The 17,531-nt window shown below is 72.7% G+C and carries 17 protein-coding genes; 7 read left to right on the forward strand and 10 right to left on the reverse strand.

Annotation, left to right across the window (positions count from 1 at the left end; genetic code table 11):
• Positions 1-74: 74 nt before the first annotated feature.
• Positions 75-1,955 carry an HSP90 family protein gene (locus RLT58_RS09820; protein WP_311310017.1) on the forward strand — a complete coding sequence of 627 codons (1,881 nt, stop codon included), beginning with the start codon at positions 75-77 and terminating at the stop codon, positions 1,953-1,955.
• A complete protein-coding gene (locus tag RLT58_RS09825; protein ID WP_311310018.1) occupies positions 1,952-4,885 on the forward strand; it encodes a tetratricopeptide repeat protein in 2,934 nt (977 codons plus the stop codon). The genes RLT58_RS09820 and RLT58_RS09825 overlap by 4 nt, the downstream gene beginning before the upstream one ends.
• Before the next feature lie 67 nt (positions 4,886-4,952).
• Here the strand turns inward: RLT58_RS09825 and RLT58_RS09830 are convergent, their stop codons facing one another.
• Positions 4,953-6,593, reverse strand: coding sequence for a fatty acid kinase ATP-binding subunit FakA (locus RLT58_RS09830; RefSeq protein WP_311310019.1), 1,641 nt, complete (start codon positions 6,591-6,593; stop codon positions 4,953-4,955).
• Between the two features lie 318 nt (positions 6,594-6,911).
• On the opposite strand from RLT58_RS09830, the gene rpmB reads away from it, so the two are divergent.
• Positions 6,912-7,097: a 50S ribosomal protein L28 gene (rpmB, locus tag RLT58_RS09835; protein ID WP_003965989.1), complete on the forward strand. Its 186-nt coding sequence runs from the start codon at positions 6,912-6,914 to the stop codon at positions 7,095-7,097.
• Positions 7,098-7,207: 110 nt separating this feature from the next.
• Here the strand turns inward: rpmB and thiD are convergent, their stop codons facing one another.
• Together thiD and RLT58_RS09845 are read right to left on the reverse strand one after the other, a co-directional pair.
• The gene (gene thiD / locus RLT58_RS09840) at positions 7,208-8,017 is read right to left on the reverse strand and encodes a bifunctional hydroxymethylpyrimidine kinase/phosphomethylpyrimidine kinase (protein ID WP_311310020.1); all 810 of its coding nucleotides are present in this window, start codon (positions 8,015-8,017) and stop codon (positions 7,208-7,210) included.
• A gap of 10 nt (positions 8,018-8,027) precedes the next feature.
• A complete protein-coding gene (locus RLT58_RS09845) occupies positions 8,028-8,999 on the reverse strand; it encodes a thiamine-phosphate kinase (protein WP_311310021.1) in 972 nt (323 codons plus the stop codon).
• 293 nt (positions 9,000-9,292) lie between these two features.
• Here RLT58_RS09845 and RLT58_RS09850 point away from each other — a divergent pair, with 293 nt between their 5' ends.
• Positions 9,293-9,526, forward strand: coding sequence for an Lrp/AsnC family transcriptional regulator (locus tag RLT58_RS09850; protein WP_311310022.1), 234 nt, complete (start codon positions 9,293-9,295; stop codon positions 9,524-9,526).
• 53 nt (positions 9,527-9,579) lie between these two features.
• Positions 9,580-10,035 carry a DUF3515 domain-containing protein gene (locus RLT58_RS09855; protein ID WP_311314460.1) on the forward strand — a complete coding sequence of 152 codons (456 nt, stop codon included), beginning with the start codon at positions 9,580-9,582 and terminating at the stop codon, positions 10,033-10,035.
• 43 nt (positions 10,036-10,078) lie between these two features.
• Here RLT58_RS09855 and RLT58_RS09860 read toward each other — a convergent pair whose 3' ends face one another.
• The 3 genes from RLT58_RS09860 to RLT58_RS09870 form a co-directional block, all read right to left on the reverse strand.
• A complete protein-coding gene (locus RLT58_RS09860) occupies positions 10,079-11,236 on the reverse strand; it encodes a D-alanine--D-alanine ligase family protein (protein ID WP_311310023.1) in 1,158 nt (385 codons plus the stop codon).
• Between the two features lie 70 nt (positions 11,237-11,306).
• On the reverse strand, positions 11,307-12,317 hold the full coding sequence (locus tag RLT58_RS09865) for an NAD(P)H-dependent glycerol-3-phosphate dehydrogenase (RefSeq protein WP_311310024.1): 1,011 nt from the start codon (positions 12,315-12,317) through the stop codon (positions 11,307-11,309).
• Positions 12,314-13,066 (reverse strand): lysophospholipid acyltransferase family protein, encoded by a 753-nt coding sequence (locus RLT58_RS09870; RefSeq protein ID WP_311310025.1) that lies wholly within the window; start codon positions 13,064-13,066, stop codon positions 12,314-12,316. The genes RLT58_RS09865 and RLT58_RS09870 overlap by 4 nt, the downstream gene beginning before the upstream one ends.
• A 161-nt stretch (positions 13,067-13,227) precedes the next feature.
• Between RLT58_RS09870 and cofC the strand changes: the two genes are divergently transcribed.
• Positions 13,228-13,911, forward strand: coding sequence for a 2-phospho-L-lactate guanylyltransferase (gene cofC / locus RLT58_RS09875; protein WP_311310026.1), 684 nt, complete (start codon positions 13,228-13,230; stop codon positions 13,909-13,911).
• Positions 13,912-13,921: 10 nt separating this feature from the next.
• On the forward strand, positions 13,922-14,125 hold the full coding sequence (locus RLT58_RS09880; RefSeq protein ID WP_311310027.1) for a hypothetical protein: 204 nt from the start codon (positions 13,922-13,924) through the stop codon (positions 14,123-14,125).
• An 88-nt stretch (positions 14,126-14,213) separates the two neighbouring features.
• Here RLT58_RS09880 and RLT58_RS09885 read toward each other — a convergent pair whose 3' ends face one another.
• The 4 genes from RLT58_RS09885 to leuC all read right to left on the reverse strand — a co-directional run bounded on the left by RLT58_RS09885 (position 14,214) and on the right by leuC (position 17,387).
• The gene (locus RLT58_RS09885; protein ID WP_311310028.1) at positions 14,214-14,888 is read right to left on the reverse strand and encodes an HU family DNA-binding protein; all 675 of its coding nucleotides are present in this window, start codon (positions 14,886-14,888) and stop codon (positions 14,214-14,216) included.
• 143 nt (positions 14,889-15,031) lie between these two features.
• The gene (locus RLT58_RS09890; protein ID WP_311310029.1) at positions 15,032-15,259 is read right to left on the reverse strand and encodes an SCO5555 family protein; all 228 of its coding nucleotides are present in this window, start codon (positions 15,257-15,259) and stop codon (positions 15,032-15,034) included.
• Between the two features lie 104 nt (positions 15,260-15,363).
• On the reverse strand, positions 15,364-15,957 hold the full coding sequence (leuD, locus tag RLT58_RS09895) for a 3-isopropylmalate dehydratase small subunit (protein WP_311310030.1): 594 nt from the start codon (positions 15,955-15,957) through the stop codon (positions 15,364-15,366).
• 5 nt (positions 15,958-15,962) lie between these two features.
• Positions 15,963-17,387 (reverse strand): 3-isopropylmalate dehydratase large subunit, encoded by a 1,425-nt coding sequence (leuC, locus tag RLT58_RS09900; RefSeq protein ID WP_311310031.1) that lies wholly within the window; start codon positions 17,385-17,387, stop codon positions 15,963-15,965.
• Positions 17,388-17,531 lie beyond the last annotated feature (144 nt).

Here is a 17,531-nt window from a genome sequence, read left to right on the forward strand (position 1 = left end):
CTCTCGTTCGCGATCGCCTCCCGAGGGATCGCCCGACCCGCGCTGTCGCAAGTCCCCCCACCGGCGCTGCGACGATGACATCTGAGACCTCCGCGCACTCCGCGTACCCCGATTCCTCCGCCGCCCAGGCGCCGCACACCTTCCAGGTGGATCTGCGCGGGCTGGTCGATCTCCTCTCCCATCACCTCTACTCCTCGCCCCGCGTCTATCTGCGCGAGCTGCTGCAGAACGCGGTGGACGCGGTCACCGCCCGGCGCGCCGAGCGGCCGGACGCGCCCGCGCTGATCCGGCTGTACGCCGAGGACGGGCGGCTGCGGATCGAGGACAGCGGCATCGGTCTGACCGAGACCGATGTGCACAGCCTGCTGGCCACGATCGGCTCCAGTTCCAAGCGGGACGGCGCCGAGCAGATCGCCTCGGCGCGGGCCGGGTTCCTCGGCCGGTTCGGGATCGGGCTGCTGGCGTGCTTCGTCGTCGCGGACGGGATACGGGTGGTGAGCCGCTCGGCGCGGACGCCCGGTGAGCCGCCGGTGGAGTGGAGCGCCCGGGCGGACGGTTCGTACACCGTCCGTACGCTCCCCGACAGCGCGCGCCCGGAGCCCGGCACCACCGTGCATCTCACTGCCCGGCCGGGCAGTGCGGAGTGGCTGGACGAGGAGCGGGTGCTCGCGCTGGCCCGGGACTTCGGCTCGCTGCTGCCGTACGACATCCGGGTCGGCGGGGCGGCCGTCACCGATCTGCCGGCGCCGTGGGACCGGGCCCACCCCAGTCCGGCCGCGCGGCGGGTCGCGCTGGCCCGCCACTGCCACGAGCAGTTCGGCTTCACCCCCCTGGACACCATCGATCTGGATCTGCCGCTCGCCGGGATCCGCGGGGTCGCCCATGTCCTGCCGTCCGCCGTCAGTCCGGCGCAGCGCGCGGGCCACCGGGTCCATCTCAAGGGCATGCTGCTGACGGACCGGGCCGACGAACTGCTGCCGGACTGGGCGTTCTTCGTGCGGTGCGTCATCGACACGGACAGCCTGCGGCCGACCGCCTCGCGCGAGGCGCTGTACGCGGACGAGACGCTGGCGGCCGTACGGGACGCGCTGGGCGAGCGGATCAGGGACTGGCTCACGGGGCTGGCGGCGGGCGATCCGGAGCGGCTGGAGCGGTTCCTCGCCGTGCACCACCTGGGAGTGAAGTCGCTCGCCCGGCACGACGACGCCATGCTGCGCACGATGCTGCCGTGGCTGCCGTTCGAGACGACGGACGGGCGGCTGTCGCTGGAGGAGTTCGCCCGGCGCCACCCGGTGGTGCACTTCACTCGGAGCGTGGAGGAGTTCCGGCAGGTCGCGCCGATCGCCTCCGCGCAGGGCATCGGGGTGGTCAACGGCGGCTACACCTACGACACCGAGCTGGTCGAGCGGCTTCCGGTGGCGCGGCCGGGGGCGGTGGTGGCGGAGCTGGACGCCGACACGGTCACCGCGCACCTGGACGCCGTGGAGCCGGGCGAGGAGCTGGCGCTCGGGGCGTTCCTCGCGGCGGCGCGCGCCCGGCTGGACCCGCTGGGCTGCGATGTGGTGCTGCGCGCCTTCCATCCGCTGACGGTGCCCGCGCTGCACCTGGACGACCGCTCGGCCCGCCATGAGCAGGCCAGGGCGGAGGCCGAGGAGCGGGCGGACGACCTGTGGGCGGGCATTCTGGGCTCGCTGCGCGGCAGTGCGCCGCGCGCCCGGCTCGTCCTGAACCATCTCAACCCGCTGATCCGCCGGATCGGCGCACTGCGGAGCCCGGAGCTCGCGGTGACCGCGACGGAGGCGCTGTACGGGCAGGCGCTGCTGATGGCGCAGCGGCCGCTGCGGCCGGCCGACTCGGCGCTGCTGAACCGGGCGTTCCTGGGCCTGCTGGAGTGGGCCGCACCGCCCGCCGTACCGGGGCAGCCGCCCGTGAACCCCGAGGAGGACGGCCGATGAGCGCCGACGCCACGACGATCCGCCAGGCCCTGCAGAACAACATGGAGGAGCCGGAGGGGCCCGCGCGCAACGCCCGCGCCGAGCGGCTGCTGGGCGAGGCGGAGGCGAGCGGGGACGCCGCGCTGGTGGTCGAGGCGCTCGTCCATCAGCTGCAGGTCTACAACTACAGCTCCGAGAAGGACAAGATGTTCGTCCCCTTCGCGCGGCTGCTGCGGCTGTGGGACGAACGGCCGGGCGACTTCGACCGTTTCATGACCCACCATCTGTTCTGGATGTTCAAGTGGGTCTCCAGCTCCATGGTCGACCAGCCGCACATCCCGCTCGCCTCCATCGAGAAGTGGCAGGCCGAGATGGAGCACCGCTACCGGCTGGCGGGCCACTCCGAGCGGGCCGTGCGCCAGGGCGAGCTGGAGATCGCCCGGCATCTGGGCGACCTGGAGCGGGGCGACCGGGCGTACACCGCCTGGCAGGCCGCCGAGCGGGACCTGATGGCCAACTGCCACGCCTGCGAGCTGCACGAGCAGGGCGGCTGGCAGGTGCAGCGCGGGCTGGACGAGCAGGCGCTGGAGACCTGGGCACCGGTGCTGGAGGGCGAGCACGTCTGCGCGCACGAGCCGCATGCCGTGCTGGCCTCCTCGCTGCTGCCGCTGCTGCGGACGGGGCGCCCGGAGCAGGCGCGCGCGCATCATCTGCGCGGGTACCGGCTGGTGAGGCCGATGGAGAGCATGCGCTACTCGGTGGCGCTGCACATCGAGTTCTGCGCGCTGACCGGCAACGAGGCCCGGGGGCTCGAGATCCTCGCGGAGCGCCCGGCGTACTTCACCGACAGCGGGAATCCGGGCAGCCTGATGGGCTTCCTGGCCGTCACCGCGCTGCTGATGGACCGGCTGACCGCGCTGGGGCACGGCGGGCAGCGGGTGCCGGGCCCGGCGGGCACCGAGTGGACCGCCGCGTCGCTGGCCGTCGAGGCCCGGGCCCAGGCGCTCGCCCTGGGAGCCCGGTTCGACGCGCGCAACGGCAACGGCTATGTGGGGCAGGAGATACGGGAGCGCATGGCGCGCGTCCCGCTGCTGGAGCGGCTGCCGCTGGGGGTACGGGCCGTGCGCCCGTCTGCCCCGGCGGCGCCCCCGGCCCCCGTGCGTCCCCCGGCGGCCGACGCCCCGGATCTGGCCGGGCTGCTGGCCGAGGCGCGCCGGCTGTCGGATGCCCTGCGCCCGGAGGCGGGGGCCGCGTGGCTGGCCGCCGCCGAGCGGGCCGAGGCGGACGGGGCCGTCCTCGTGCCCGGTGACCGGGCGAGCCTGGAGGACCACCGGGCGATGGCCGGTTCGCTGCCGCCCGCCGAGGCCGCGCAGGCGTTCGCCGCGGCGGCCGGGCTGTACGCGGAGGCGGGCGATCCGGGTGAGGCCGTCGCCGCGGCGGCCCGGTGCGCCTATGCGCATGCGCTGGCCGACGGGGGTGCGGACGGAGCGCTGGAGGAGATCGCGCCGCTGGTGGCCCGGGTGCTGGAGCTGCACGCCCGGGGCGAGGCCACGGCGCGGCAGGCGAGCGGGGTCCTGGCCGGCCGGGCCCGGGTCCTCCAGCAGCGGCTGCACGAGGCGGGGGACGAGGAGGCGCTGGAGGCCGCGCTCACCGCGCTCGAGGAGGGCGCGCGCGAGGTGCTGGCGTTCAGCGAGCCGCTGCGGGACAGGGCCGGGGTCGTCACCCGGATCGCGGAGGCGCACCACTTCCTCGGGGACGTCGCGGCCTACCGGGGTGACGGGCCGGCCGCCGCCGAGCTGTATGCGCGGGCCTCCGCCGGGGTGACGGAGGCGGGGCTGCCGTGGTGCGCGGTCGAGTACGACGCCAAGAGGGCGCGGATCGCGGCGCGGCTCGGCGACCACACGACGGCGGAACGGGCCGCGCGGGCCGCGCTGGAGCACGGTGAGTCGTTCGTGGGCGCGTCCGGGCGGGCCCGGCTGCATCTCCAGCTCGCCGAAGTGCTCGGCGCCACCGGCCGGTTCGCCGAGGCGACGGAACAGGCCCTGGACGCCTCGCACTGGGCGGACGAGGCGGGCGAGGGCACCTTCCTGGGCGCCCATGCCCGCCATCAGCTCGGCGGCTGGCTGCTCCGGCTGGGCCGGGCGGCGGAGGCGGCGGCGGTGCTGGAGGCCGTCCTGCCCGACCTCTCGGCCGAGGACCACGGGGACGGCATGGTCGTCCAGACGCTGTGGTGGCTGGGCGACGCGCTGTCCTCGCTGGAGGAGCCCCGGCCGGCGGCGGAGCACTGGCTGCGGGCGGCGGACATCGCGCGCGGCTGGCCCGAGCAGCAGGACCACGCGATGCTCGCGCATCTCGCCGGTCAGGCGCTCTACCGGGCCGAGCTGAACCCGGAGGCGGAGCAGGCCTACGCCCGGGCCGGGGAGCTGTGGCGGGAGCTGGGCGATGTCGCGGCGCTGGTGCGGACGCTGCGGGTGCGGGCCTGGATCGCGGTCCGCGAGGGGCAGCCGGGGATCGGTGCGGCCCGGGCGCTGATGGCCGAGGCGGAACGCGAGTGCGAGGCGGCGGGGCCGAAGATGCTGGCGGAGCTGGCCGACACCTGGCGCCAGACCGCCGAACTGGTCGCGCGCGCCTGCGAGGGCGAGCCGGGTGAGGCGGCGGACGATCCCGCGCGGCTGGCGTACGAGGAGGCGCTCGGGTACGTCGGCCGGGCGTCGGCGGCGTTCCGCGAGGCGGGCCCCGAACTGCTCGGCCAGCGCACGGCGGCCGAACTGATGGCCGCCTGGCTGGAGGCGGACCTGGGACGCGGTGACGCCGCGCTGGGGCGGGTGGCGGGGGTGCTCGCCGCGTACGACGGGGTGGCGGCGGGCACGGACGAGACGGTGGACGCGCGGCGGGCGGAGGTGGAGTCGGTGCGGGCGTACGTGGCGAGGGCGGCGGGCACGGACGCGTAGCGCCGGGGCGTCCGGCGTGCCGACTTGTCCTCGGTCGCCGGACGGGCCGGACCCCACGCAGGTGCCGCTACTCCACCCCGATCAGCAGGGGCGCGCACTGGTGGCCGCCCCGGTAGACCGTCGTGTCGACCGCCAGGTAGCCCTCGCGGACGTGTTCCTCCAGGGCGTCGGCCAGGGTGTCGGGGACGTCCTCGCCGAGGACCAGGGTGACCAGTTCGCCGCCCGCCGCGAGCATCCGGTCCAGCACCTTGCGGGCCGTGCCGGGGACGTCCTCGCCGATGACGGCCACATCGCCGTCGATCAGGCCGAGGATGTCGCCGGCCTGGCAGATGCCCGCCATGGTCCAGGACTGCCGTTCGGCGACGGCGAGTTCGGCGTAGCGGGTCGCGCCGGCCGCCGCGGTCATCGCGACCACGTCCTCGTCGAAGCTGCGGTCCGGTTCGTGGACGGCCAGGGCCGCGATGCCCTGGACGGCGGCCCGGGTCGGGATCAGGGCGACCCGGACACCCTCGGTCCTGGCCTGTTCCGCGGCGGCCGCGGCGGTGTGCCGCAGCTCTCCGTCGTTGGGCAGGAGGACCACCTCGCGGGCGTGCGCCCGGCGGATCGCGTCCACGAGTTCACCGCTGGCCGGCGGCTCCCCGGGCCGCGCGAGCACCGTCGTCGCACCGGCCTGGGCGCACAGCCCGGCCAGCCCGTCGCCCGGGACGACCACCACGACCGCGCGCTGGGCGGGTTCGGGGCGGGCGTGCAGCCGGTCGGCGGCGAAGTGGGTGATCCGGATGCGGTACGGCCGTCCGGCCTCGACCCCGGCCTCCACGGCGGCCCCCGCGTCGTCCACGTGCACATGGACGTTCCACAGGCCGTCGCCGCCCACGACCACCAGGGAGTCGCCGAGACCGTCCAGCCGGGTCCGCAGCCGTTCCACGGCCTCGTCGCGGGCCTCCAGCAGGTAGATGACCTCGAAGGCCGGGCCGCCCTCGGGGCCGGCCTCCGCCGGGCAGTCCCCCGCGTCGGCCCCGGCGAGGAAGGCGGCGGCCGGTGCGGGGGCCTCGTACGGCCGCTCCGGGGCCCGGCCCGAGACCGCCTGGACCAGCGCTCCGAGCACCGCCACGAGTCCCCGTCCGCCGGCGTCGACCACCCCGGCCCTGCCGAGGACGGCGAGCTGTCCGGGGGTCGCTTCCAGAGCGGTGCGCGCCCCCTCGTACGCCGCTCGCGCCACCGCGCCCGCGCTCGCGCCGGGCTGCGTGCGCCGGGCTGCGGCGGCGGCCTCGGCGGCCACCGTCAGGACCGTGCCCTCGACGGGGTGGGCGACCGCCTCGCGGGCGGAGGCGGCGGCCCGCTCCAGCGCGAGGGCCAGCCGGTCCGGGCCCGCCGATTCGGCCAGCACCCCGGCCATGCCGCGCAGCAGCTGCGCCAGGATGGTGCCGGAGTTGCCGCGCGCCCCGATGAGCGCCCCGTGGGCCATGGCCCGTACCGCGTCCGCCGTGGTGGGCACCGATGTGCCGGTCTCATGGGCGGCGAACACCGCCTCGACGGCCGCCGCCGCGGATTCCACGGTCAGATAGAGGTTCGTCCCGGTGTCCCCGTCGGCGACGGGATACACGTTGATGGCGTCGATCGCCTCGCGCTCCCGGCCGAGCGCGTCCAGGGCCAGTGAGCACCAGGTGCGCACCGCGACGGCGTCCGGTGCGTCGGCGGTCTGCGGCACCTGTCGGTCCTCCTCGGAAAACGGATCGGAACACGGAGCGGAACACGGAGCGGAACACGGAGCGGAACACGGGTCGGGATACGGACCGGTGCGGCCGGCCGCACCGCAGGGTAGCCCCCGGCCGTCGGGCCGGGCGGGCTCAGGGGCGGGGCGAGGGGCTGTGCGACCCATGGTAGTTTCGTATCTCCGACGCAGCCGTTGTATGCTGCTTCGGTTGCCCGACGAGAGTCGGGACATTCCCCCGGTACCGCCACTTCAGTCAATGAATCCGGCGTGCCGGAATTCACTGTAAGTGCATCTGAAGTTTTGGAGTGACCCGTGGCTGCCAACTGCGACGTTTGCGGCAAGGGGCCGAGCTTCGGCAACAGCATTTCGCACTCGCACCGCCGTACGTCCCGTCGCTGGAATCCCAACATCCAGCGCGTGCGTGCCGTGGTCGGGCGGACGCCGAAGCGGCTCAACGTCTGCACCTCGTGCATCAAGGCCGGCAAGGTCGCGCGCTGACGTTCCCGTCGTAGCGCAGCCCTACCGGTTGCCCAAAAAGCCGGTCCACCTCGGTGGACCGGCTTTTTGCTGTGCCCGCCGGCCTTTGCCGGGCCCGTGCGGGCCGGGCCTCAGCCGGCGTCCCGCAGCCGCCACCCGTGGTCGACCGGGCCGATGCCCGTGCCCAGCGGGAAGCCCGCCGCGATCGCCCCGGTGACGTACGCCTTCGCGGCCCGGACCGCCGTCGGCACGTCCTCGCCCCGGGCCAGACCGCAGGCGATGGCGGAGGCGAGGGTGCAGCCCGTGCCGTGGGTGTGCCGGTTGTCGTGACGGGGGGCGCGCAGCCAGTGCTCCTCGCTGCCGTCGGTGAGCAGGTCCACGGGCTCGCCCGGCAGGTGCCCGCCCTTGATCACCACCCAGCGGGGCCCGTACCCCAGCAGTTCGGCCGCGGCGCGGCGCATGCCGGCCTCGTCGGTGACGGTGATGCCCGTGAGCTGCGCCACTTCGTCGAGGTTCGGGGTCGCCACGGTCGCCACGGGCAGCAGCTTCGTACGGACCGAGTCGAGCGCCTCGGCGGCCAGCAGCGGGTCCCCGTGCTTGGAGACGCCGACCGGGTCGACGACGGCGGGCGCGTCCGTCCCGGCGAGGAGCCCGGCGACGGTCTCGACGAGCAGGGCGGACGACAGCATGCCGGTCTTGACCGCGCTGACCCCGATGTCGTCCACGACGCTGCGGTACTGGGCGCGCACGGCCTCGGCGGGCAGCTCCCAGGCGCCCTGGACGCCCAGGGAGTTCTGCGCGGTGACCGCGGTGAGCACGCTCATGCCGTGCGCACCGAGCGCCAGCATCGTCTTCAGATCGGCCTGGATGCCCGCACCGCCGCCGGAGTCGGATCCGGCGACGGTGAGCACACGGGGAGGTACGGCAGCAGGTATCGGCATACGCCGCAATCTACTGGGCGTCCTCGATGTCGCCGAAGTGGTCCCAGCCGCTCTTGCTGGTCCAGGGCGCCCCGTCCACCGTCACCTGCGGCAGCGCCGAGGGGTTGAGGACCTCGCCGATCACCTTCCAGCGGGCCGGCAGCTTCACGTCCGGCGGGAACGTCGCGACGATCGCGTGGTCCTCGCCCCCGGTCAGCACCCACTGGAGCGGGTCCACGCCGACGGCCTGCCCGATGTCGGACATCTGGGAGGGGATGTCGATCAGCCCGGACCGCAGGTCGATGCGGACCTTGCTGGCCTCGGCGATGTGCCCGAGGTCCGCGACGAGCCCGTCGCTGACGTCGGTCATCGCGGTGGCACCGAGCCCGGCGGCCGCGGGGCCCGCGTGGTACGGCGGTTCGGGCCGCCGGTGGGCCTCGACGAAGGCGCGGGGCGAGCGGAAGCCCCGGGAGAGCACGGCGTACCCGGCGGCGGACCAGCCGAGCCAGCCGGTGACCGCGACGACGTCGCCGGGCTGGGCACCCGCCCTGGTGACGGGTTCGTGGTTGCGCAGATCGCCGAGCGCGGTGATCGCGACGGTGATGGTGTCCCCCCGCACCACATCGCCGCCGACCACGGCCGCCCCCGCGACCTGGCACTCGTCGCGGATGCCGTCCATCAGCTCCCCGGCCCAGGTGACCGGGAGTTCGGCGGGCACGACCAGGCCGAGGAGCAGTGCGGTCGGCACGGCTCCCATCGCGGCGATGTCGGCGAGGTTCTGTGCGGCGGCCTTGCGCCCGACGTCGTACGCCGTCGACCAGTCGCGCCGGAAGTGCCGCCCCTCCAGCAGGATGTCCGTGCTGGCCACGACCCTGCGGTCGGGAGCCGTCACGACCGCGGCGTCGTCGCCGGGTCCGAGCCGTACCGCCGGAGTGGTGGTGAGCCGGGACGTCAGCTCTCTGATGAGCCCGAACTCCCCCAACTCGCCCACGGTTCCCTTCACCGAGTGTCACCTCTCATCTATGGGGCCGGACGGGCGTCCGGCCCAGCTGTGGAGCACGGCCGCCCAGGTGGTCACGGGCACGCCTGTTCCGCCTGTCCCCCGTCCGCGCCGCTCCGCTTGCGGTCGCGGGCCTTCACTGCTGTCGGTACTGTCAAGAGATACGTCAACTTGTGCGTTCTGTACGCCACGCTGTGGGCGTCATCCGGCCCGCAGGTCTCCCCGCGGCCCGCGGCGACGCGATAACGTGGCGTCCCTTTCCCCCACATGATCCTCGTGGCCGCCCTGGAGGTTCCGTGGTACAGGCGTACATCCTTATTCAGACCGAGGTGGGCAAGGCGTCGACCGTCGCCGAGACCATCGCCAAGATTCCGGGAGTGATCCAGGCAGAAGACGTCACCGGCCCCTACGACGTGATCGTGCGCGCCCAGTCGGACACGGTCGACGAGCTCGGCCGCATGGTGGTCGCGCGGGTCCAGCAAGTGGACGGGATCACCCGCACCCTGACCTGCCCGGTCGTTCACCTGTAGCCCCCGTCTACGCTGGGCCGGTGACCTCATCCAGCCGCCGGCTCCCCCACCCCGTGTTCCTCGGTCCGTCCGCCGCCCTGCTGCTGATGGCCGCGGCGGGCTGTTCCTCGGGCGACGCCCAGGCGTCGGTCACGGTTCCCTCTCCGTCCCCGGAAGCCGCAGCCTACTGCCGTGCGCTGCACAAGGAACTGCCGGACACCGTCGCCGGTCTGGAGCGCAGTGACCCCGGTCCCGGTTCCGATCTGACCGCCGGGTGGGGGGACGGGGCGATCGTACTGCGCTGCGGTGTGCCGCGCCCCGCGAAGATGGACGACGACCAGTCCAAGGGGACCGACGCGGACGGCGTCAACTGGATGCTGGAGCAGCGCGACGACAACGGTCCGCGCTTCACGACCACGCTGCGCAAGGCGTATGTCGAGGTCACGTTCTCGGTGGAGTACGCGCACGACGCGACCCCCCTCGCCGCGTTCGCCCCGGCCGTCAGGAAGACGGTCCCCAACCGCCTGTAGGGCGTGCGCCCCACCGGGAGCGCACGCCCTGGCCCCGCAGGTCTCAGCGCAGTCCGGTCGGCCGGTCCAGGGCCGCCTGGATGAGCCGGTCCACCAGCTGCGGGTAGCTGACGCCGCTCTCCTGCCACATGCGCGGGTACATGGAGATCGGGGTGAAGCCCGGCAGGGTGTTGACCTCGTTGATGACGAAGCCGCCGTCCTCGGTGAGGAAGAAGTCGGCGCGCACCAGCCCCTCGCAGGAGGTCGCCTCGAAGGCCTCGACCGCGAGCCGCTGGACCTCGGCGGTCTGCTCCTCGGTGAGCGGCGCGGGCACGATCCCGGACGCCGCGTCGATGTACTTGGCCTCGAAGTCGTAGAAGTCGTGCGAGGTGACCGGCGGGATCTCGGCGGGCACGCTGGCGCGCGGCCCGTCCTCGAACTCCAGGACCCCGCACTCGATCTCGCGGCCCCGCAGCAGCGACTCGACGAGGAACTTCGGGTCGTGCCTGCGGGCCTCCTCGATCGCCTCGTCGAGCCCGGAGGCGTCGTCGACCTTGGTGATGCCGATGGACGAGCCGGCCCGGGCGGGCTTGATGAAGAGCGGCCAGCCGTGCTCGGCGGCGAACTCCGTGATGCGCGCGCGGGCGGCGGCGCGGTCGTTGTCCCACTCACGGGGGCGGACGGTGAGGTACGGCCCGACGGGGAGCCCGAAGGAGGTGAAGACCCGCTTCATGTACTCCTTGTCCTGGCCGACGGCCGAGGCGAGGACACCCGCGCCGACGTACGGCACTCCGGAGAGTTCCAGCAGGCCCTGGAGCGTGCCGTCCTCGCCGTAGGGGCCGTGCAGGACGGGGAAGACGACGTCGACCTCGCCGAGCGCCTTGGGGACGGACCCGGGCTCGCTGTAGACCACTTCGCGGCTGCCGGGGTCGACGGAGAGCACCACGCCGCCCTCGTCGGACTCGGCCAGCTGCGCCACGTCGGGCATCTTCCGGTCCGTGATGGCCATGCGTTCGGGCTCGTCGGCGGTGAGCGCCCAGCGGCCGTCCGTCGTGATGCCGATCGGCAGGACGTCGTACTTGGTCCGGTCGATGGCGTTCAGGACGGCGCCGGCCGTGACCACCGAAATGCCGTGTTCGGAGCTGCGGCCGCCGAACACGACGGCCACACGCGGCTTGCGGAGCTGCTGCTCCGTGCTCTGGGGGAGGTTCTCGCTGCTCATATCGCGATGAGCGTACCTGCTGGTACGGGCTCCGTCAGCGTGGCCGGGGCCGCCCAGGGGGTGAAGCCGCTCAGTGCCGCTCGGCCTTGGCGCTGCGGGACATGAGTTCCTTGAGCGCGACCATGGGCGGCTTGCCCTCGTGGACGATGCCGACGACCGTCTCGGTGAGGGGCATCTCGACGCCGTGCCTGCGGGCCAGGTCGAGCACGGATTCGCACGACTTGACGCCCTCGGCGGTCTGCTTGGTGACCGCGATGGTCTCCTCCAGCGTCATGCCCCGGCCGAGGTTGGTGCCGAAGGTGTGGTTGCGCGAGAGCGGCGAGGAGCAGGTGGCCACGAGGTCGCCGAGGCCGGCGAGTCCGGAGAAGGTGAGCGGGTCGGCGCCCATGGCCAGGCCCAGCCGGATGGTCTCGGCGAGGCCGCGGGTGATGAGCGAGCCCTTGGCGTTGTCGCCGAGCCCCATGCCGTCGGCGATGCCCACGGCGAGCCCGATGACGTTCTTGACGGCGCCGCCGAGTTCGCAGCCGACCACGTCGGTGCTGGTGTAGGGGCGGAAGTACGAGGTGTGGCAGGCGGCCTGGAGGCGCTGGGCGACGGACTCGTCCCGGCAGGCGACGACGGCCGCGGCGGGACGGCGTTCGGCGATCTCCTTGGCGAGGTTGGGCCCCGTGATGACGGCGATGCGGTCGGCGGAGACCTCGGTGACGTCCTCGATGACCTCGCTCATCCGCTTCGCGGTGCCGAGTTCGACCCCCTTCATCAGGGAGACCAGGACGGTCTGCGGCTCCAGGTGCGGGGCCCAGGCGGCGAGGTTCTCGCGCAGCGTCTGGGACGGCACGACCAGGACGGCGAAGTCGGCGCCGCGCAGGGCCTCGGCCGCGTCCGTGGTGGCCCGGACCGATGCGGGCAGTTCGATGCCCGGGAGGTAGTCGGGGTTGGTACGGGTCGTGTTGACGGTCTCGGCGACCTCGGCCCGGCGGCCCCAGAGGGTGACCTCGCAGCCCGCGTCGGCGAGGACGATCGCGAAGGCCGTACCCCATGAGCCGGTTCCGAAGACGGCTGCCTTGACGGGGTGCGTCACTTGGGTCCCTCTCCTTCGGCCCTGCGCCGCTGTTCGGCGCGGGCCTTGCGGTGGTCGTAGGGCTCGGCGGGCGCCTGCTGCCCGCGGATCTCCTCCAGCTGCGCGGTGACCGCGTGCATGATGACCTCGGTGGCCTCGCGCAGCACCTCGGGCGTCGGCTCCTTGTCGTAGAACCGGGAGAGGTCGACGGGCGGACCGGCCTGGACCTGGAGGGTCTTGCGGGGGAAGAGGCGCACCTTGTTGTCGGTGGCGTACGGCGGCATCGCCTGGTTGGCGCCCCACTGGGCGACGGGGACGACCGGGGCCCTGGTCATCAACGCGACCCGGGCGGCGCCGGTCTTGCCGGCCATCGGCCACATCTCGGGGTCGCGGGTGAGGGTGCCCTCGGGGTAGAAGCAGACGCATTCGCCGCGCTCGATGGCGGCGACGGCGGCCCGGAAGGCATCCAGCGCGTTGGTGGTCTCGCGGTACACCGGGATCTGGCCGGTGCCGCGCAGCATCATGCCGACGAAGGGGGTCTTGAACAGGCCCGCCTTGGCCAGGAACCGCGGCACCCGTCCGGTGTTGTACTGGAAATGCCCGTAGGAAAGCGGGTCCAGATACGAGTTGTGGTTGACCGCGGTGATGAATCCACCGTCGGCCGGAATGTGTTCCATTCCCCGCCAGTCGCGCTTGAACAGAACCACCAGCGGCGGTTTCGCGATGACCGCGGCCAGGCGGTACCAGAAGCCGATTCTGCGGCGGGACACTCGGACACCTTCCTCTATGAACGTGACTGTGGAGCTCATTGCTACCTGACTACCGACGGTCAAGTCTCGCCCCAGGCCCCTGCTCTGTCGAGAACACCGTACGCCTCGCCTTGGGGAGGGACCCTCCGGGTTGTCGCACCGGCAGGCGAGAATAGGCGGCGATGCGCATCGAGGGGGAGACCGCCACGAACACCGACCCGACCGGCCGCTGGTCCCTGGTCGTCCCGTTGAAGCCCTTGGCGCGGGCCAAGAGCAGGCTGGTGCCCGCGTCGGGCGCCCTGCTGCGGCCCCGGCTGGCCCTGGCCTTCGCCCAGGACACGGTGGCCGCCGCGCTCTCCTGCCCGGCGGTGGCCGATGTGGTGGTCGTCACGGACGACCGGGCCGCGGGGGCCGCGCTGGCGGCGCTCGGCGCCCGGATCGTGGCCGACACCCCGGCCGCCGGACTCAACGCCGCCCTCGCGCACGGTGAGCGTACGGTCCGGGCCTCGCGGCCCGGCGCCCCGGTCGCCGCGCTCAACGCCGATCTGCCCGCACTGCGTCCGGCGGAATTGTCCCGGGTACTCGAATTTTCTGCCGCTTTCCCCCGTGCATTTGTGCCCGACGCCGCGGGAATCGGAACAACATTTCTGTCCGCTGGGCCAGGAGTGGAATTCCGCCCCGCTTTCGGCGGTCCGTCCCGGGCCCGGCACCTCGCGTCGGGGGCCAGGGAAATCACGCTGGCGGGCATCGATTCGGTGCGCCGGGACGTGGACACCGGCGACGATCTGCGGGTGGCGCTGGCCCTGGGCGTCGGCCCGTTCACGGCCGGGCGCTGGGCCGCCGGGGTTCCCGCGATGGACCGATAGGCTGCCGGGCATGCAGGCGACCTCGTACACGTACGACCCCGAGACCCGCAGCGGCAGCGTGCTGCTCGACGACGGCACCCCGGTGGACTTCGACGCCGCGGCCTTCGACGCCGGCGGCCTGCGGCTGCTGCGTCCGGGTCAGCGGGTGCGGATCGAGGGCGAGGGCGAGGGCGCCGCGCTCAGGATCACCCTGGTGACGCTGCAGACGTTCTGAGCCCCCGGCTCCCCCGGACAGCCCGCGGGCCGGGCTCCCCGAGGGGAGCCCGGCCCGGCGCGTGTGAGGAGCCTTGCGCTGCTCGGTCTCACTTCTTGCGTGCGGTGGCCTTCTTGGCCGTGGTCTTGCGCGCCGTGGTCTTCTTCGCGGGCGCCTTCTTCGCCGTGGTCTTCTTGGCGGGCGCGGTCTTGCTGGCGACGGCCTTCTTGGCGGTCGTCGTCTTCTTCGCCGCCGCGGGGGTCGCCTTCTTCGCGGCCGCCGTGGTCTTCTTGGCCGCCGCGGACGTCTTCTTCGCGGTGGTCTTCTTGGCGGTGGCCGTGGTCTTCTTCGCCGCTGCCACGGTCTTCTTGGCGGTCGCCTTCTTCGCCACGGCCTTCTTCGCGGTGGCCTTCTTGGCGGCGGCCTTCGCCGTCGTACGGGTGGAAGAACCGCCCGAGAGGCTGCCCTTGGGCGCCTTCTTCACGGCCACATCGTTCTTGGGGAGCTTCTTCGAGCCGCTCACCAGGTCCTTGAAGCCCTGTCCCGCACGGAAACGGGGCACCGAGGTCTTCTTGACCCGTACGCGCTCACCCGTCTGCGGGTTGCGGGCGTAGCGGGCGGGGCGGTCGACCTTCTCGAACGAGCCGAAGCCGGTGACCGAGACCCGGTCACCCGCGACAACCGCACGGACGATCGCGTCGAGCACCGCGTCGACGGCGTCAGCGGCCTGCTGACGGCCGCCGACCTTGTCGGCAATCGCTTCTACGAGCTGCGCCTTGTTCACGTCTTCCCCTTCGGAGACATTGCCGGAACGAATCTGTTCAGGCTTTTTCGCACGTTAGGCAGATATATACCGCAAATCAAACACGAAACGGGCTAATCACCCTAGTGCCGCAACGAAGTCGACCGCTGCGCAGTTCCGCAGAGTCAGTCACCTTCGGGGAATCGGCCCTCGTCGAGGTCCTTCATCAAACGGTCCAGACGCCTTGCCGCATCCGGCAGATCGTGCTTCGCCGCGGCCGTGACGACCAGCAGCTTCCGGTTCAGCGCCATCCGTACGCCCGCCGGGACTTGCAGTGCACGCACTCGTGAGTGCGCTTCCTTCAATCGGTCGGCGACTTGGCCGTAAAGCTTGAGTTGGCTGTCGCGTTCCATGCACCGATTGTGCCATCTGGGGCGAGTTGTCGCCCGACGGGGGCTCAACAAGCGACTGCGCCCCCTACCAGAAGGCAGGGGGCGCAGTACGGGAAACGCGCTGCTCAGGCCTGAATTGTACGGGGCTTGTGGGCCGGCCTGGCCGCCTCGTAAGCCGCGATGTCCGCTTCGTTCTGAAGGGTGAGGCTGATGTCGTCCAGCCCGTTCAGCAGGCGCCAGCGGGCGTTCTCGTCGAGCTCGAAGTCGGCCGTGATGCCCTCGGCGAGCACCTGCCGCTTCTCCAGGTCGACGGTGATCTCGGCCGTCGGGTCGGCCTCGCTCAGCTCCCAGAGCGCGTCGACGACCTTCTGGTCCAGGACCACGGTCAACAGACCGTTCTTCAGCGAGTTGCCGCGGAAGATGTCGGCGAACCGGGAGGAGATGACGGTCTTGAACCCGAAGTTCTGCAGGGCCCAGACGGCGTGTTCACGGGAGGACCCGGTGCCGAAGTCGGGGCCGGCCACCAGGACGGAGGCGCCCTGGCGCTCCGGACGGTTGAGGACGAAGTTCTCGTCCTTGCGCCAGGCCTCGAAGAGCCCGTCCTCGAAGCCGTCCCGGGTGACCTTCTTCAGCCAGTGGGCGGGGATGATCTGGTCGGTGTCGACGTTGCTGCGGCGCAGCGGGACGGCCCGGCCGGTGTGTGCGGTGAAAGCTTCCATGATTCTCAGACTCCGGCGGGCGTGCGGTCGTCGGACAGGTCGGCCGGCGAGGCCAGATGGCCCAGCACGGCGGTGGCGGCGGCGACCTGCGGGGAGACCAGGTGCGTACGGCCGCCCTTGCCCTGCCGGCCCTCGAAGTTGCGGTTCGAGGTCGAGGCGGAGCGCTCGCCGGGGGCCAGCTGGTCGGGGTTCATGCCGAGGCACATCGAGCAGCCCGCATGCCGCCATTCGGCGCCGGCGGCGGTGAAGACCTTGTCCAGGCCCTCCGCCACGGCCTGCAGGGCGACCCGGACGGAGCCCGGGACGACCAGCATCCGTACGCCGTCGGCGACTTTGCGGCCGTCCAGGACGGCGGCCGCGTTGCGCAGGTCCTCGATGCGTCCGTTGGTGCACGAACCTACGAAGACGGTGTCGACACCGATCTCGCGCAGCGGCTGTCCGGCGGTCAACCCCATGTACTCCAGGGCCTTTTCGGCGGCGTTGCGCTCCGAGGCGTCCTCGTACGAAGCGGGGTCGGGGACGTTGGCCGACAGAGGCGCGCCCTGGCCGGGGTTGGTGCCCCAGGTGACGAACGGCGCCAGTTCGGCGGCCTCGATGACCACCTCGGCGTCGAAGACCGCGTCGTCGTCGGTGCGCAGCGTCTTCCAGTACGCGACCGCCGCGTCCCAGTCCTCGCCCTGCGGGGCGTGGTCCCGGCCGCGCAGATAGTCGAAGGTGGTCTCGTCGGGGGCGATCATGCCCGCCCGCGCACCGGCCTCGATCGACATGTTGCAGATGGTCATCCGGGCCTCCATCGAGAGCTTCTCGATGGCGGAGCCGCGGTATTCGAGGATGTAGCCCTGGCCGCCGCCGGTGCCGATCCGCGCGATGATCGCGAGGATCAGGTCCTTGGCGGTGACGCTGTCGGGCAGTTCGCCGTCGACGGTGATCGCCATCGTCTTCGGACGGGCCAGCGGCAGCGTCTGGGTGGCCAGCACGTGCTCGACCTGGCTGGTGCCGATGCCGAACGCGAGGGCGCCGAACGCGCCGTGCGTGGAGGTGTGGGAGTCGCCGCAGACGACTGTGGTGCCGGGCTGGGTCAGGCCCAGCTGCGGGCCCACCACGTGCACGACGCCCTGCTCGACGTCGCCCAGCGGGTGCAGGCGGACGCCGAACTCCGCGCAGTTCTTGCGCAGGGTCTCCAGCTGTGCGCGGGAGACCGGGTCGGCGATCGGCTTGTCGATGTCGAGGGTCGGGGTGTTGTGGTCCTCGGTGGCGATGGTGAGGTCGAGGCGCCGTACCGGGCGTCCGGCCTGCCGGAGACCGTCGAAGGCCTGCGGGCTGGTCACCTCGTGCAGCAGGTGCAGATCGATGAAGAGGAGGTCGGGCTCACCTTCGGCGCGCCGGACGACATGGTCGTCCCAAACCTTCTCCGCGAGTGTCCTACCCATCGCTTTCCCTCCGGCCGGCGTCATCGCCGGCCCAACTAGAGATTCGGTGCGCCCCCGTCCGGACCCCCGTGCGGGGCGGTGGCTACGGGCCGTTGTGGGGCCGCCCGTACAGGTTCGCAACTTCCCCGGAAAATTGAACTTGCG

This window comes from Streptomyces sp. ITFR-16 (genome assembly GCF_031844705.1).
Lineage (GTDB): Bacteria > Actinomycetota > Actinomycetes > Streptomycetales > Streptomycetaceae > Streptomyces.